Genomic DNA, 15,659 nt, shown 5'->3' on the forward strand with positions numbered 1-15,659 from the left:
TCGCGGCACTGCCGTCCATCGGCTTGCCGCACTCCGCTCTCACCTCCAAGCCTAGCCCTTCGGAAAGACACAAGCCGCTTCAGCGGCGATCCCGCGGCAGCGGGCAAGCTCGAGGCAAGCAGCCATCGCCGCTGAAGCGGCTCCCACACTTGGCAGAAACATACGCGAGCGTCTGGAAAGTCGCGATCTCCAGCGAACTGCGTCGAACTTCACCGAACTGGACAAGGCTAGGCGACAGGCGCACACTTCGCGGCGTTCCGGAGCCCCGGACCCACGGCACAGGTGAACAGTGGCCAGGATCCTCGTCCTGCACGGACCCAACCTCAATCTCCTCGGCGTGCGCGAGCCCTCGGTCTACGGGCACGAAACGCTCGCCGACATCAACACGTCGCTGCAAGCCCGGGCACAAGCGGCCGGGCACGACCTGGGCTGGTTCCAGTCCAACGCCGAGCACGAACTGATCGGACGGATCCACCAGGCCCGCGACGAGGGCACGGCCTGGATCCTCATCAATCCAGCCGCCTTCACGCATACATCGGTCGCCCTGCGCGACGCGCTCGCCGGGGTGTCCATCCCGTTCATCGAGATCCACCTGTCCAACCCGCACGCGCGCGAGCCGTTCCGGCACCACTCGTACGTATCGGACATCGCCGCCGGCGTGATCTGCGGCTTCGGCGGCGACAGCTACCGGCTGGCGCTCGAGGCCGCGCTGCTCCGGCTGGCCATCCCCGCCGCCTGATTCCCATTCGCGGCGCGCCCCGGGCGCCCCGCATCCACCACCAGAAGGTTTGTCCCATGGACCTGCGCAAGATCAAGAAGCTTATCGACCTGCTCGAGGAGTCGAACCTCGCCGAGCTGGAAATCAAGGAAGGCGAGGAAGTGGTGCGTCTCTCGCGCGTGCCCAAGGGCACCGCCGTCGCGCCGCAGATGATCGCCGCGCCCGCTCCCGTGGCCGCCCCGGTCGCCGCCGCGCCTGCCGCCGCCCCCGCGGCGCCCGCCGAGCCGGGCCTGCCGCCCGGTCACGTGGTCAAGGCGCCGATGGTCGGCACGTTCTACGCCGCCTCCACGCCGGGCGCACCGGCGTTCGCCAGCGTCGGCCAGCAGGTCAAGGCCGGCGAGACCCTGGGCATCATCGAAGCGATGAAGATGTTCAACCAGATCGAGGCCGACGTATCCGGTACCGTCGTCGCCATCCTGGTCGAAAACGGCCAGCCGGTGGAATTCGACGAACCGATGTTCGTCATCGCCTGAGGCCCCGACTCATGCTCGAGAAGGTCGTTATTGCCAATCGCGGCGAGATCGCGCTGCGGGTGCTGCGCGCGTGCCATGCGCTGGGCATCAAGACGGTCGCGGTGCACTCCACCGTCGATCGCAACCTCAAGCACGTCGGCCTGGCCGACGAATCGGTATGCATCGGACCGGGTCCCTCGGCCGACAGCTACCTCAACATTCCGCGGATCATCGCCGCCGCCGAGATCACCGACGCGGGCGCGATCCATCCGGGGTACGGCTTCCTTTCGGAGAACGCGAATTTCGCCGAGCAGGTCGAGCAATCCGGTTTCGTCTTCATCGGCCCCACCGCCGACGTCATCCGCCTGATGGGTGACAAGGTGGAGGCGATCCGCGCCATGAAGGCCGCCGGCGTGCCCTGCGTGCCCGGCTCCGGTGGCCCGCTGGGCGACGACACCGACGAGAACATCCGCATCGCGCGCGAGATCGGCTATCCGGTGATCATCAAGGCGGCCGGTGGTGGCGGCGGTCGAGGCATGCGCGTCGTGCGCACCGAGGCCCACCTGGCGAACTCCATCGTCATGACCAAGCAGGAAGCCAAGGCGGCTTTCAGTAACGATCAGGTCTACATGGAGAAGTTCCTGGAAAACCCGCGTCACGTGGAAATCCAGGTGCTCGCCGACGGCCAGGGCAACGCCATCCACCTCGGTGAACGCGACTGCTCGATGCAGCGCCGCCACCAGAAGGTGGTGGAAGAGGCGCCCGCGCCAGGCATCACGCCGGAACTGCGCGAGCAGATCGGCAAGGTCTGCGTGGACGCGTGTATCCGCATCGGCTATCGCGGCGCGGGCACGTTCGAGTTCCTGTTCGAGAACGGCCGCTTCTACTTCATCGAGATGAACACCCGCATCCAGGTCGAACACCCGGTGACGGAACTGGTGACCGGCATCGACCTCGTCCGCGAGCAGCTGCTGATCGCCGGTGGCGAGAAGCTGTCGATCCGCCAGGAGGACATCGTCCTCAACGGCCACGCGATCGAATGCCGCATCAACGCGGAGGACCCGGACACCTTCATGCCGAGCCCCGGCACGGTGAAGCGTTTCGAGGCGCCGGGTGGCCCCGGCGTACGCGTCGACACGCATCTGTACGACGGCTACCGCATCCCGCCGAACTACGATTCGATGATCGGCAAGATCATCGTCCACGGCCCGGACCGCGCCACGGCCATCGCGCGCATGCGCATGGCCCTGACCGAGACGGTGATCGAAGGCGTGAAGTGCAATATCCCGCTACAGCAGCGGATCATGGCCGACGTCGGATTCCAGCAGGGTGGGCAGAACATCCACTACCTGGAAAAACGAATGGCCGAGCAAAAAGAAACGCCTTCGGCGTAACGAAGAATCCCGCCGCAAGGCGGGATTTTTTTCAGGCCTTGCGGCGGCCGCTGATGCGTATCCAATCCTCGAGCGTGCGGACTTCCAGTTCGTCGAACCATTCCGAATAACGCGTGAGCAACTCCTCGTGTTGCCCGGAGAGGATGCCCGAGAGCGCGAATGGCGCCCCGGGTTTCACCGCCGCGGCGAAGGTCGGGGCAAGCTCGCCGAGAGGGCCGGCGAGGATGTTCGCCACGAGCACGTCGGCCTGCTCCACGGGTGCCTCGCCCGGCAGATAGACGTCCAGATCGCCATGGACGCCGTTACGTTCGGCGTTATCGCGCGACGCGAGCAAGGCCTGCGGATCGTTGTCGACGCCCACGGCACGCGCCGCGCCGAGCTTCAGCGCCGCGATGGCGAGGATGCCCGAGCCGCAGCCGTAGTCGAGGACGAACTTGCCGGCCATCTGCTGGCCGTCGAGCCATTCCAGGCACATCGCCGTGGTCGGGTGCGTTCCGGTGCCGAAGGCGAGGCCCGGATCGAGCCGCACCACGACGATCCCGCCGTCCGCCGGCGGCTCGATGTTCCACGGATAGACCCACAGCCGGCGGCCGAACGGCATCGGCTTGAACTGGTCCATCCACGCCCGCTCCCAATCCTGGTCCTCCACCTCGCGCCAGGTGATGTGGGCGGGCTCGATGAAGGGCAGGTCGTCGGCGATGGCCGCGGTCAGGCCACGCTTGTCGGCGCCGGCATCGAACAGCGCGTTGAGCACGATCTGGTTCCACAACGGGATCTCGCCCACCCCGGGTTCGAAGATGGCCTCTTCGTCGGGGGTTTCCGCATCGGCATCCTGCAGCGTGATGGACAGCGCGCCGAGATCTTCCAGTGTCGCTTCGACACGCGGTTGTTCGGCGGCGCGGATCGTGAGGGAAAGTTCGAGCCAGGGCATCGTGGGGCCAGTGCGGTGGGCGGGTCCATGATTCTACCGGGCGCGCACGGGCGCGGCGCGGCCGTTATGATCGGGCGTTATGTATACGCAGTGCCCCGAGTGCCTCACCGTCTATAAGCTGGAAGCCGAGCTTCTGGTCCATGCCTGCGGCTGCGTGCGTTGCAGCCACTGCGATGCCGTCTTCAACGCCCTGGGCACGCTCGCCGAGCAGTTGCCGCCGGAGCCGTTCACGCGCCTGGCGGAACACGCGCTGGATCGTGAGCCCCCGACCGCCGACGTGGCGGTGTTCCGGCCGAGGCCGGTGGCCGAGGTGGCTCCCGAAGGCCCCGGGACAAGCCCTCTCGTGGAAGACGACATCGCCAGTGGGGAAACGGGGGAAGACTTTTCACAGTTGACGTTCACGCCACGGTTCGCGAAGCGGAAGCGCCGCTCGTGGCGCACCCCTGCCTGGGTCGGTGTCTGTACCGTGCTGATACTCGGCCTGGGAGCACAGTTGGCATGGGCCAAGCGGGACGTCCTCATCGCGGACCCCACCATCGGCCCCGTCCTGGAGACGGGGTGCGCGATGATCGGCTGCCGTTTGCCTCTCGTACCCGACCCTTCCCGCCTTCACTTGCTCGCGCGCGACGTCGAGCAGCATCCGTCCGTCACCGACGGCTTGCTCATCACCGCCAGCGTGCGAAACGATGCATCGTTCGCGCAACCGTACCCCGTGGTCACCATCGTACTCTCGGATGCCAGCGGCCAGCGCCTCGCCATGCGCCGTTTCCAGCCCGAGGATTATGTAGGCGATGCCTCGGCGCGTTCACGCGGTCTCGCCAGCGGGGTGACGACGGCCATGGTGTTCGAGGTGCAAGACCCGGGCCAGCGAGCCGTGGCTTTCGCATTCAGCTTCGAATGAAGCGTTCGAAAAAATTTCTTTTTGCAAGCCTGCACTTCGCTCCCCGGGGCGAGTACACTCGGTTCCCTTCGCGACTTTTCATCACCCCGACGAGGTGAACGGGTCGCAGCCCAAGAAGCACCATACCGATAAGAACCGACCGGAGATCCACGCTCCGGCCTGCGAGAGGGGAATGCCTTGAACGCTGTGAGACTGTCTGCTGGCGAGGCCGCCAACGAAACCTCCATGCAGAGCGCTCTCAGCGAATGTGTCAGCCGTACGGTTCGTCGCTATCTCGCCGATATCGGTGATACCGAGTTCGGCGAAGGCCTGCATGCCCTCGTGATACGCGAAGTCGAAGGCCCCCTGCTGCGTGAAGTGCTTTCCTTCCACGAAGGCAACCAGAGCCGCGCCGCCGCCGCCCTCGGCATCAACCGCGCCACCCTGCGCAAGAAGCTCGCCGCCCACGGGATTTCCTGACCGGCCTGCCGCCGGGACCGCATGGACGTCCGGGCGGCTATAATGACGCGCTTTCCTCCCCGGAAGTGCCCATGCCCACGCCCGATCTCGTTCCCGTCCGCCGCGCGCTCGTCAGCGTTTCCGACAAGCAGGGCCTGACCGGGCTGGCTCGCCGCCTCGCTGCCGCGAACGTCGAAATACTCTCCACCGGCGGCTCGGCCAAGGCGCTTCGCGAGGCCGGCATCCCCGTCCGCGACGTGGGCGACCTCACCGGCTTTCCCGAAATCATGGACGGACGGGTGAAGACCCTGCATCCACGCGTCCACGGTGGCTTGCTCGGCCGCCGCGGCACCGACGACGCGGTGATGGCCGAACACGGCATCGTTCCGATCGACCTGCTCGTGCTCAACCTGTATCCCTTCGAGCGCACGGTCGCCGATCCGGCGTGCACGCTGGAAGACGCCATCGAGAACATCGACATCGGTGGTCCGGCCATGCTTCGTGCCGCCGCCAAGAACTGGAACGATGTCGCCGTGCTGACCGACCCGGCGCAGTACGAAGAGGCGCTGGCGGAGATCGAGCAGAAGGGTGGTCTCGCGCGCGCCACGCGTTTCCGGCTTTCCGTCGCCGCGTTCAACCGCGTGTCGAACTACGACGCCGCCATCAGCGACTACCTCTCCGGTATCACGCTCGACGATACGCACACCGCGGTCGCCGCGCGCGCGGAATTTCCCGAGCAGTCGAACGGCCGCTTCATCAAGGTGATGGACCTGCGTTACGGCGAGAACCCACACCAGGCCGGCGCGTTCTACCGCGACCTCCATCCCGCAGCCGGCACGCTCGCCACATTCCGCCAACTGCAGGGCAAGGAACTGTCGTTCAACAACATCGCCGATGCCGATGCCGCCTGGGAATGCGTGCGCCAGTTCGACGCGCCGGCCTGCGTGATCGTGAAGCACGCGAATCCCTGCGGCGTCGCCGTGGCGGCCGACCCGCTGGCCGCCTATGAACTGGCCTATGCCACCGACCCGACCTCGGCCTTCGGCGGCATCATCGCGTTCAACCGTCCCCTCGACGCGGAAACGGCGAAAACGATCCTGAAGCGCCAGTTCGTCGAAGTGCTGATCGCGCCGCAGGTGGATGCCGGTGCGGTCGACGAGGCAGCGAAGAAGGCCAATGTGCGCGTGCTGGAAATCCCGCCGGGCGACGGCCGCAACACCCACGACGTGAAGCGCGTAGGCTCCGGCCTGCTCGTGCAGACCGCCGATCATCGGCAGGTCCAGCGGGACGAATTGAAGGTCGTGAGCAAGCGCCAGCCCACGCCCGGCGAACTCGACGATCTGCTGTTCGCCTGGCGCGTGGCGAAAATGGTGAAGTCCAACGCGATCGTCTACGCCAAGGACAACCGGACGATCGGCATCGGTGCGGGCCAGATGAGCCGTGTCGTCAGCGCGAAGATCGCCGGCCTCAAGGCCGAGGAAGCCGGCCTCGTGGTGCCGGGCAGCGCCATGGCCTCGGATGCGTTCTTCCCGTTCCGCGACGGGATCGACGCGGCCGCCGCGGCGGGCATCCGGGCGGTGATCCAGCCCGGCGGCTCCATGCGCGATAGCGAAGTCGTCGGCGCCGCCGACGAGCACGACATGGCGATGGTGTTCACGGGCGTTCGCCACTTCCGCCACTGACGAAAGCATTGGCCCTGCGCAGCGCATATCGCCGGGCCAGCACCGCGCAGGCCATCAGCTGTATCTGGTGGAACAGCATGATCGGCAGCACGATCAGGCCGAGCGGGTGTCCGGCGAACAACACTTTCGCCATCGGGACGCCCGCGGCCAGGCTCTTCTTCGAGCCGCAGAAGACGATCGTGATCTCATCCTCCTTGGCGAAACCGAGCGCCCTCGCGCCATAGCGCGTGAGCACCAGTGCGCAGGTCAGCAGTACCGCGTTCACCACCACCAATCCCGCCAGCACAGGCAGGGGTAACTGGTGCCACAAGCCCTGCAGCACCGCTGCGCTGAACGCGGTGTAGACCACCAGCAGGATCGAGCCGCGGTCGACGAAGGTAAGCAGGGTGGCATGCTTGCGCACCCACCCACCGATCCAGCGCTGCGCGATTTGTCCGGCGACGAACGGTACGAACAACTGCATCACGATCGCACCGACCGCGTGCAGGGAGAGACCGCCCTGCCCCGTACCCGCGATCACCACGCCGACCAGCAAGGGCGTGATGAAGATACCCAACAGGCTCGACGCGGAGGCGGCGACGATGGCCGCCGGCACGTTACCGCGCGCGATCGACGTGAAGGCGATCGACGACTGCACCGTCGACGGCAAGGTGCACAGGAACAGGATGCCGAGGTAGAGGTCGGGCGAGACGAGCGGCGAGAGCACCGGCTTCAGCACGATACCGAGCAGGGGAAACAGCAGGAAAGTGCTGGCGAGGACGGTGAGATGCAGCCGCCAGTGGGTCATGCCCGCGACGACCGCCTCGCGGGAGAGCTTCGCCCCATGCAGGAAGAACAGGAGGCCGATGGCGACATCGGTGACCACCTCGAAAACACTGGCGGCGCTGCCACGGCACGGCAGGATGCTGGCCAGCACCACGGTGGCGACCAGGGAAAGGGTGAATCCATCGGGGAGGAAGCGGCGCATGGCAGCGGCTGGCATGAGAGGGGATGACCGTATTTCACCGCCGCGGGTCCCATAAGGCAATTCGTTTTATCTGATCCAGTGATACATTCCTGTTATGAATGTCTCGCTTCGCCAGCTTCGCGCCTTCCTTGCCGTGGCCGGCCATCGGCATTTCCGCCGAGCGGCGGAATCCCTGCACCTGACCCAGCCGGCGGTAAGCCGCCTGATCTCCGACCTGGAAACGGAACTGGACGTACGCCTGTTCGACCGCAGCACGCGAGAAGTCGTGCCCACGGAGGCGGGCCGGTACCTGGAGCAAGCGGTGTCCCGCGTGCTGGACGAACTCGACGGCGTGCTCTCGCATGCGCGGACGCAGGCGGACCCCTTACGCGGCAGGGTGCGCGTCGCGGCCGTGCCGACGCTCTCGGCGGGTCTCCTGCCCGCCTGCATCGCCCGCTGCGCCCTCGAGCATCCTTCGCTGGAGATCCTGCTACGCGACCAGACCCAGGCGCAGGTGCTGGACGCCGTGCGCGGTGGCGAAGTCGACTTCGGTCTCACGGTCGAGCCCGCCACCGTGGAGGAGTTCGATGCGGAAACGATCCTGCGCGATCCGTTCCGGCTGGTCTGCCGCCGTGATCATCCCTTCGCCGCGAAGACGAGCGTGCCCTGGAAATCGCTGGCGCGTGAACCGCTCATCCTGCTCGACCACGCCTCGGGTAGCCGGCGACTGATCGACACCGCGTTCGCCAAGCGGGAGATCGCCATGCACGTGGTACTCGAGGTGGGCCATCCGCATACGGCCTTTCGCATGGTCGAGGCCGGCCTCGGCGTCACCGTCACCCCGGCGCTGTCGCTGGACGCCCTGCGTCCCGGCCTGATCGCACGCCCGCTGTCGCCGTCGGTGGATCGCGAGGTGACCCTGTTGAGACGCCGCGCACGTTCGCTGTCGCCGCCGGCCCAGACCGTATGGAACATGTTGCGGGACATCGCGCTCACGCTGGCTTGAAGGCCTCCGTTTCATCATGCGCGCTTTGACCGCGGGAGACAGGCGATGAGCTACCGGCTGTATTACTGGACGGGCCTGCAGGGCCGCGGCGAATTCGTCCGCCTGTGCCTGGAAGATGCTGGCGCGGCGTACACCGACGTCGCCCGCGAGGAAGGCGACGAGGTCATGACGGCCTTCCTGGAGGGAGAGCACGACGGTGCCCTGCCCTTCGCGCCCCCGTTCCTGGCATCGGGGCGGCTGGTGATCGCCCAGGTGGCGAACATCCTCCAGTACCTCGGACCGCGGCACGGCCTGGTGCCGGAGAGCGAGTCGCGGCGCCTTTACGCGCACCAGTTGCAACTGACCATCACCGATCTCGTGGCCGAGGTGCACGACACCCATCATCCGGTGTCGACGGAACAGTATTACGAGGACCAGCGCGCCGAGGCGAAGCGACGCGCGAAGGATTTTTGCGCGTCGAGGATTCCGAAATTCCTGGGTTACTTCGAGCAGGTGCTGGAACGCGGCGGCGGGAAACATTCGCTGCGCGAGCATTCCTATGTGGACCTGTCGTTGTTCCAGGTGATGGAGGGGTTGAGCTATGCGTTTCCGAAGGCCATGGCCAGGCAGAAACTGCCGTTGTTACGGGACCTGGCCAGGCGCGTGGCGAACCGGCCGAACATCGCGGCGTATCTCGCCTCGGAACGGCGCCTGCCGTTCAACACGAACGGCATCTTCCGCCATTACCCGGAACTGGACGGCTGAGGCAAGCACGGCCACCCTTCTGTGGGAGCCGCTTCAGCGGCGATCCCGCGGCAGCGGGCCAGGTCAAGGCAAGCACCCATCGCCGACAGAGTCGGCTCCCACCTCAAGCGGCCCCCGCATCGACGCAGATCCCCCGAGTACCTGCAGGGATGTGCCTGGTGGGAGCCGGCCTCAGTTCGAACCGGCAGGCTTCGGCGCCTGGCCCCATTCGTAGACCTTGTAATAAACCGGGTTCACCGGCCCGTTTTTCGGATCGTGATGAAGTTTCCCGTCCGGATCGGCCATGTAGGTCTGCGGCACGCCGTTCTTCGGCGTCACCACGACCATGAACAACTTGCCGCCCGTGCGGTATTCCTCGACGCGATCGTCACCCTGCTGGCGCACGGTCACCTGCGGTGCCTGCTGGCCCCGGGCGTCGACCGCGCCGTTGTCCTGCATCGAGGGCAGCGCCACGGCGGAACGCGAGCCGCCATTGGCGTCCGACGTGGCAGGCGTGGTCTTGCCATCCTGGGCCTCGTCGTAAGTGACCGGCCTCTCGACCGGCTTCAGGCCCGACCGGTCCGGCTCGCCCGCCTTGACGCCCGGATCGTTCAGGCCCGGCGGTGGCGGGGCCGGCTTGAACGACGACGGGTCCTGGGCATTCTGCGCGACGGCGGGTAGCGCCAGTACCAGGGCGAGCGCGGCAGCGAGGGCATGCGAGCGGTTCATGGGAATGTCTCCATAAGGGCCTGCGAGGATAGCAATTCCCACCCCTCCGGCCACGTGAACGGACGGTTCGCGCGCGGCCATGAGAGAATCGGGAAATGCCTACGCTCACGCTCATCGACGGGTCGTCGTACCTGTACCGCGCGTTCCACGCGCTGCCGCCCCTGACCAACACCCATGGCGAGCCCACCGGCGCGCTGTTCGGCATCGTCAACATGCTGCGCACGACGATGAAGGCGGGCTCCGACTACGTGGCCTTCGTCTGCGACGCGCCCGGCCGCACCTTCCGCGACGACCTCTACCCCGAATACAAGGCGAACCGTCCATCCATGCCGGACGACCTGCGCGCGCAGGTCGACCCGATGATGAAGATCGTGGGCGCCCTGGGATTCCCGATCCTTTGCGTACCCGGGGTCGAGGCCGACGACGTGATCGGCACGCTCGCCCGGCAGGCGGCGAACCAGGGCATCGATACGATCATCTCCACCGGCGACAAGGATTTCGCCCAGCTGGTCGGCGCGCACATCGTGCTCATCAACACGATGACCAACACCACGATGGACATCGATGGCGTCATCGAGAAGTTCGGCGTGCGGCCGGAACAGATCGTCGATTACCTCACCCTCATGGGCGACAGCATCGACAATGTCCCCGGCGTCGAAAAATGCGGCCCGAAAACGGCCGCGAAGTGGCTGGCGGAATACCACGACCTCGACCAGCTGTTCGCGAACGCGGACAAGATCGGCGGCAAGATCGGCGAGAACCTGCGGGCCGCGATCCCGCGCCTGCCGGTGTCGCGCGAACTGGTCACGATTCGTACCGACGTGCCGCTGGACCAGGGCCCGACGGACCTGCGCATGCGTGACCGCGACATCGAGGCCCTGCGCGAGCTCTACACACGTTACGACTTCAAGGCGGCCTTGAAGGACCTCGACGGGGCCGCCACGGGCCCGGCGGCACCCACCGCCGCGACGCCCGCTCCCGCCCCGGCGGCCCACGTCGCTCCCGACGCCGCGCTCGGCGCCGAAGGCGAATACGAGCTGATCGTGACCGAGGAACGCCTGGCCGCGTGGCTGGAGAAGCTGGAAACCGCGCCGCTGATCGCCTTCGACACCGAGACCACCAGCATCGACGCGATGCAGGCGGATATCGTCGGCCTGTCGCTGGCCGTGGAGCCGGGCAAGGCGGCCTATGTCCCACTCGCGCACGATTACCCGGGTGCGCCGGCCCAGCTGTCCCGCGAACACGTGCTCGGCGCGCTGAAACCCATCTTCGAAGATCCTTCGAGGCCGAAGGTCGGTCAACACGGCAAGTACGATATCAACATCCTGTCGCACTACGGCATCGCCTTGCGCGGCCTCGCGCACGACACGATGCTGGAATCGTACGTGTTCAACGCGACCGCGACGCGCCACGACATGGACTCGTTGGCTTCGCGCTATCTCGGCTATACGACGATCAAGTACGAGCACGTCGCGGGCAAGGGTGCCAAGCAGATCTCGTTCTCCCAGGTGGACTGCGACACCGCCTGCCGCTACGCCGCCGAAGACGCGGACATCACGCTTCGCCTGCATCACGCGCTCTGGCCGAAGCTCGAAGCCGAGCCCACCCTGCGCGACGTGTACGAGAACATCGAGATTCCGCTCGTGCCCGTCCTGGCCGGGATGGAACGCATCGGCGTGCTGATCGATGCGAACGAATTGCGCAAGCAGAGCCAGCAGCTCGGCAAGCGCATGGTCGAACTGCAGAAGCTGGCCTACGCCTCCGCCGGCCACGACTTCAACCTCGACTCGCCGAAACAGCTGCAGGCCGTGCTGTTCGACGAACTGGGGCTGGCGGCGAAGATCAAGACACCCACCGGCCAGCCCTCGACGAACGAAGAGGCGCTGGAGGCCATCGCCGATACGCACGAGCTGCCGCGCCTGATCCTCGAATACCGCGGCCTCGCCAAATTGCGTTCGACCTATACCGACAAGCTCGCCGGCATCGTCAATCCACGCACGGGCCGCGTGCATACCAGCTACCACCAGGGCGCCGTGGCCACCGGCCGCATCAGTTCTTCCGACCCGAACCTGCAGAACATCCCCGTACGCACCGAGGAAGGCCGGCGCATCCGCCAGGCGTTCGTCGCGCCGGAGGGCTGGCGCATCCTCGCGGCCGACTACTCGCAGATCGAATTGCGCATCATGGCCCACCTGTCCAACGACGAAGGGCTTCTCCGCGCCTTCCAGGAAGGCGGCGACGTGCACCGGGCGACGGCGGCGGAAGTATTCGGCGTGCCGCCGGCCGAGGTCACCACGAACCAGCGCCGCGCGGCCAAGGCGATCAACTTCGGCCTGATGTATGGCATGAGCTCGTTCGGCCTCGCCCGTCAGCTTGGCGTCGACCGTGGCGAGGCCTCCGACTACATGGGGCGCTACTTCTCGCGCTATCCCGGCGTGCGCGCCTTCATGGACGCCACGCGCGAGCAGGCCCACCGCGACGGTTACGTACAGACCCTGTTCGGCCGGCGCCTGTACCTCGAGAACCTCAGTTCGCGCAACCAGGCCTTCCGTGCCGGCGCCGAGCGCGCGGCGATCAATGCACCGATGCAGGGCACGGCAGCCGACATCATCAAGCGGGCCATGATCGCCGTGGCCGCCTGGATCGAACCCCGGAACGACGTGCGCCTGCTCATGCAGGTACACGACGAACTGGTCTTCGAGGTCCGCGCGGAGGCGGTGGACGAGGTCCGCGCGGGTATCGAGAAGCACATGACCGGCGCCGCCACGCTCAGCGTGCCGCTACAGGTCGATATCGGCGTCGGCGCGAACTGGGACGAAGCCCACTGACCGGGCGAATGGCCATCCAAACGTAAGATTTCCGTATAGTCGTTCAGGTGAAGCGGCGCCAAGTCACTGATTATCGGCCCCATGAACGCCGGCTGACTTTTTTTCGTCCCGCATTGCAACTTCGACCGTTCCCGGACGTCTATATCTTCGGACGCACGCAACGGCGTCCCATCGGTGGACTCCACCTCCCTGGAGTCACCCTGCGGACGGTCCGATCTTCCCCTGGATCCGACCATCCACCGGCCCCGAGAGCTCCCCTGGCTCTCGGGGTTTTTTTTGCCGGGGACAAAGACAAAGCCTGCACATTCACACCCGCATCCTCTCGGCCACATCGAACCAGGAGGGGAACGCATATGCGTGCAGGTCTCATCATCGTCGGCGTCATCCTGATCGGCCTCGGCCTCTGGGTGACCCTGGGCAACGGCAGCTACAGCAAGACCGACACGATCGCCTCCATCGGTTCGGCCAAGATCGAAGCCACGCACGACAAGGCCATTCCGCAATGGGTGGGCATTGCCGGCATCGTCATCGGCGGCATCGTCGCGGTGGCTGGCATCGCGCAGAAGCGGTGATGCGGCGCGGGGGCCGGGACGGCCCCCAACCGTTACAATAGGTGGATGGATGTTTCCCACCTTCTCGACTCCCTCAACGACGCCCAACGTGAGGCCGTCAGCGCCCCGCCCGGTCATTACCTGATCCTCGCCGGCGCCGGCTCGGGCAAGACCCGGGTACTCACCAACCGCATCGGCTGGCTCACCCAGGTGGAGCGGGTACCTCCGTGGGCGATCCTCGCCGTCACGTTCACCAACAAGGCCGCCGGCGAAATGCGCACCCGCCTGGATGGGATCATTCCCGGTGGTACGCAAGGCCTCACGGTGGGCACGTTCCACGGCATCGCGCACCGGCTGTTGCGCCGTCACTGGCGCGAGGCAGGCCTGGTCGAAGGTTTCCAGATCCTCGATTCCGACGACCAGCAACGGCTGATAAAGCGCGTGATCGCCGGCATGGGCCTGGACGAGGCACGCTTTCCGCCGCGCCAGGCGTCGTGGCAGATCAACAACTGGAAGGACGAAGGCAAACGGCCCGACGCGATCGAGCATCGCGACCACCCGGTGACCCGCACCTTCGTGGAAATCTACAAGGCCTACGAACAGCAATGCCAGCGGGCCGGACTGGTGGATTTCGCCGAACTCCTGCTGCGTGCCCACGAGTTGTGGCTGAAGGACCCGCAGGTCCTCAAGCACTACCAGGATCGCTGGCGCTATTTGCTGATCGATGAATTCCAGGACACCAATACCTTGCAGTACGCATGGATACGCGTGCTCGCGGGCAATACCGGCCAAGCCTTCGTCGTCGGCGACGACGACCAGGCGATCTATGGCTGGCGCGGTGCCAAGGTGGAGAACGTGCAGCAGTTCCTGCACGATTTCCCGGGTGCGAAGACGATCCGCCTGGAACAGAACTACCGTTCCACCTCGACGATCCTGAAGGCCGCCAACGCGGTCATCGCGCGCAACGGGGGCCGTCTCGGCAAGCAGCTGTGGACCGATGGCGGCGAAGGTGAACGCATCGCCCTGTATGCCGCGTACAACGAGCAGGACGAGGCACGTTTCGTCATCGAGCGCATCCGTGAATACGTCGCCGAACACGGCAACGCACGCGACTGCGCCATCCTCTACCGTTCCAATGCCCAGTCGCGAAACTTCGAAGAACAGCTGATCCAGCGCGACCTGCCTTACCGTGTCTATGGCGGCCTTCGCTTCTTCGAACGCGCCGAGATCAAGGACGCCCTCGCCTACCTTCGCCTCGCATCGAATCGCCACGACGACGCCGCCTTCGAACGCGCCGTGAACACGCCGCCGCGCGGCATCGGCGACCGCACGCTCGACGAACTGCGCCGGCGCGCGCGCACCGATGGCAGCTCCATGTGGGAGGCATCGCTCACCGAGGCATCCATCGGATCGATGGCAGGCCGCGCGAAAAACGCGGTGAAAGCCTTCATCGGCCTGATCGACAACCTCGCACGCACCTTCGCCGGCCATGGTGAAAGCGACGGCGAAGGCAACGACGCGCCAAGTGCGCTCGGCCTCGCCGAACAGATCGAGCACGCCATCATCCACACCGGACTGCGCGACTTCTACGAGAACGACAAGCGCGGTAACGGCGAAGCCCGGGTGGAGAACCTGGACGAGCTGGTCAACGTGGCCAGCCGCTTCGAGATGACCCCGGAAGACGTCGATGCCGGGCTCAACGAACTCTCCGCTTTCCTGTCGCATGCCGCGCTTGAGGCCGGCGAAGGCCAGGGCGAGGCCTGGGACGATTGCGTGCAGTTGATGACACTGCATTCGGCAAAGGGCCTGGAGTTTCCCGTGGTCTTCCTGGTCGGCATGGAAGAAGGCCTGTTCCCGAGCCAGCGCTCCACGGAGGAAGACAACCGCCTGGAGGAAGAGCGCCGCCTGGCTTACGTAGGCATCACGCGCGCCAGGGAGCGGCTTTACCTCTCCCATGCGGAATCGCGCCGCATGCACGGCACGGAGATGTTGGCCCGGCCCTCCCGCTTCCTTGGTGAGATTCCCCCCGACCTGATCGACGAACTGCGCCCGCGCGTCCAGGTGTCGCGCCCAGCCTATGCGGACCGCTACGCGTCGTCGGCCGTGGAAGAGGCTTCGCCGATACGCCTCGGTCAGCGGGTCACCCATCCGAAATTCGGCGAAGGAACGATCGTCAGCGCCGAAGGCGCCGGGGCGCACATGCGCGTGCAGGTGAACTTCGAAGATGCCGGGAGCAAGTGGTTGGTTTACGCTTACGCGAATCTGACCGCGTTGTAGGGGGCGTCCGGCCGGACAGCCGG

At 66.2% G+C, this 15,659-nt stretch carries 14 protein-coding genes; 11 read left to right on the top strand and 3 right to left on the bottom strand.

All coding sequences use genetic code 11. The features are described from left to right. The first annotated feature begins 289 nt into the window (after nt 1–289). From aroQ to accC, 3 genes are read left to right on the top strand one after another with little or no spacing between them, the layout of a single operon-like run. Nucleotides 290–739: a type II 3-dehydroquinate dehydratase gene (aroQ, locus tag AB6730_RS11270; protein ID WP_371023704.1), complete on the top strand. Its 450-nt coding sequence runs from the start codon at nt 290–292 to the stop codon at nt 737–739. Between the two features lie 56 nt (nt 740–795). Then, the gene (accB, locus tag AB6730_RS11275) at nt 796–1,251 is read left to right on the top strand and encodes an acetyl-CoA carboxylase biotin carboxyl carrier protein (protein WP_371023705.1); all 456 of its coding nucleotides are present in this window, start codon (nt 796–798) and stop codon (nt 1,249–1,251) included. An 11-nt stretch (nt 1,252–1,262) separates the two neighbouring features. After that, nucleotides 1,263–2,624, top strand: coding sequence for an acetyl-CoA carboxylase biotin carboxylase subunit (accC, locus tag AB6730_RS11280; protein WP_371023706.1), 1,362 nt, complete (start codon nt 1,263–1,265; stop codon nt 2,622–2,624). 31 nt (nt 2,625–2,655) lie between these two features. Here the strand turns inward: accC and prmA are convergent, their stop codons facing one another. Beyond that, entirely contained in the window at nt 2,656–3,555 is a 900-nt protein-coding gene (prmA, locus tag AB6730_RS11285; RefSeq protein WP_371023707.1) for a 50S ribosomal protein L11 methyltransferase, read from the bottom strand. A gap of 79 nt (nt 3,556–3,634) precedes the next feature. Here prmA and AB6730_RS11290 point away from each other — a divergent pair, with 79 nt between their 5' ends. From AB6730_RS11290 to purH, 3 genes are all read left to right on the top strand, one after another. Then, nucleotides 3,635–4,456: a zinc-ribbon and DUF3426 domain-containing protein gene (locus AB6730_RS11290; RefSeq protein ID WP_371023708.1), complete on the top strand. Its 822-nt coding sequence runs from the start codon at nt 3,635–3,637 to the stop codon at nt 4,454–4,456. 225 nt (nt 4,457–4,681) lie between these two features. Further along, the gene (locus tag AB6730_RS11295) at nt 4,682–4,915 is read left to right on the top strand and encodes a helix-turn-helix domain-containing protein (RefSeq protein WP_306851037.1); all 234 of its coding nucleotides are present in this window, start codon (nt 4,682–4,684) and stop codon (nt 4,913–4,915) included. A 71-nt stretch (nt 4,916–4,986) separates the two neighbouring features. Continuing rightward, nucleotides 4,987–6,576 (top strand): bifunctional phosphoribosylaminoimidazolecarboxamide formyltransferase/IMP cyclohydrolase, encoded by a 1,590-nt coding sequence (purH, locus tag AB6730_RS11300; RefSeq protein ID WP_371023709.1) that lies wholly within the window; start codon nt 4,987–4,989, stop codon nt 6,574–6,576. Here purH and AB6730_RS11305 read toward each other — a convergent pair. Further along, complete coding sequence (locus tag AB6730_RS11305; RefSeq protein WP_371023710.1) at nt 6,548–7,558, bottom strand: bile acid:sodium symporter family protein; 1,011 nt, start codon at nt 7,556–7,558, stop codon at nt 6,548–6,550. The two genes, purH and AB6730_RS11305, sit on opposite strands and share 29 nt — an antisense overlap. Before the next feature lie 79 nt (nt 7,559–7,637). Between AB6730_RS11305 and AB6730_RS11310 the strand changes: the two genes are divergently transcribed. Together AB6730_RS11310 and AB6730_RS11315 are read left to right on the top strand one after the other, a co-directional pair. After that, the gene (locus tag AB6730_RS11310) at nt 7,638–8,528 is read left to right on the top strand and encodes a LysR substrate-binding domain-containing protein (RefSeq protein WP_371023711.1); all 891 of its coding nucleotides are present in this window, start codon (nt 7,638–7,640) and stop codon (nt 8,526–8,528) included. Nucleotides 8,529–8,573: 45 nt separating this feature from the next. Beyond that, nucleotides 8,574–9,272 carry a glutathione S-transferase gene (locus AB6730_RS11315; protein WP_371023712.1) on the top strand — a complete coding sequence of 233 codons (699 nt, stop codon included), beginning with the start codon at nt 8,574–8,576 and terminating at the stop codon, nt 9,270–9,272. Nucleotides 9,273–9,443: 171 nt separating this feature from the next. Here AB6730_RS11315 and AB6730_RS11320 read toward each other — a convergent pair whose 3' ends face one another. Next, nucleotides 9,444–9,980: a DUF2782 domain-containing protein gene (locus AB6730_RS11320; protein WP_371023713.1), complete on the bottom strand. Its 537-nt coding sequence runs from the start codon at nt 9,978–9,980 to the stop codon at nt 9,444–9,446. A 95-nt stretch (nt 9,981–10,075) separates the two neighbouring features. On the opposite strand from AB6730_RS11320, the gene polA reads away from it, so the two are divergent. From polA to uvrD, 3 genes are all read left to right on the top strand, one after another. Next, nucleotides 10,076–12,808: a DNA polymerase I gene (gene polA, locus AB6730_RS11325; protein ID WP_371023714.1), complete on the top strand. Its 2,733-nt coding sequence runs from the start codon at nt 10,076–10,078 to the stop codon at nt 12,806–12,808. Nucleotides 12,809–13,161: 353 nt separating this feature from the next. Further along, nucleotides 13,162–13,380 carry a hypothetical protein gene (locus AB6730_RS11330; RefSeq protein ID WP_371023715.1) on the top strand — a complete coding sequence of 73 codons (219 nt, stop codon included), beginning with the start codon at nt 13,162–13,164 and terminating at the stop codon, nt 13,378–13,380. Between the two features lie 45 nt (nt 13,381–13,425). Continuing rightward, the gene (gene uvrD, locus AB6730_RS11335) at nt 13,426–15,636 is read left to right on the top strand and encodes a DNA helicase II (RefSeq protein ID WP_371023716.1); all 2,211 of its coding nucleotides are present in this window, start codon (nt 13,426–13,428) and stop codon (nt 15,634–15,636) included. The last annotated feature ends 23 nt before the right edge of the window (nt 15,637–15,659 follow it).

This window comes from Luteibacter sp. RCC_6_2 (assembly GCF_041360655.1).
Classification (GTDB): domain Bacteria; phylum Pseudomonadota; class Gammaproteobacteria; order Xanthomonadales; family Rhodanobacteraceae; genus Luteibacter.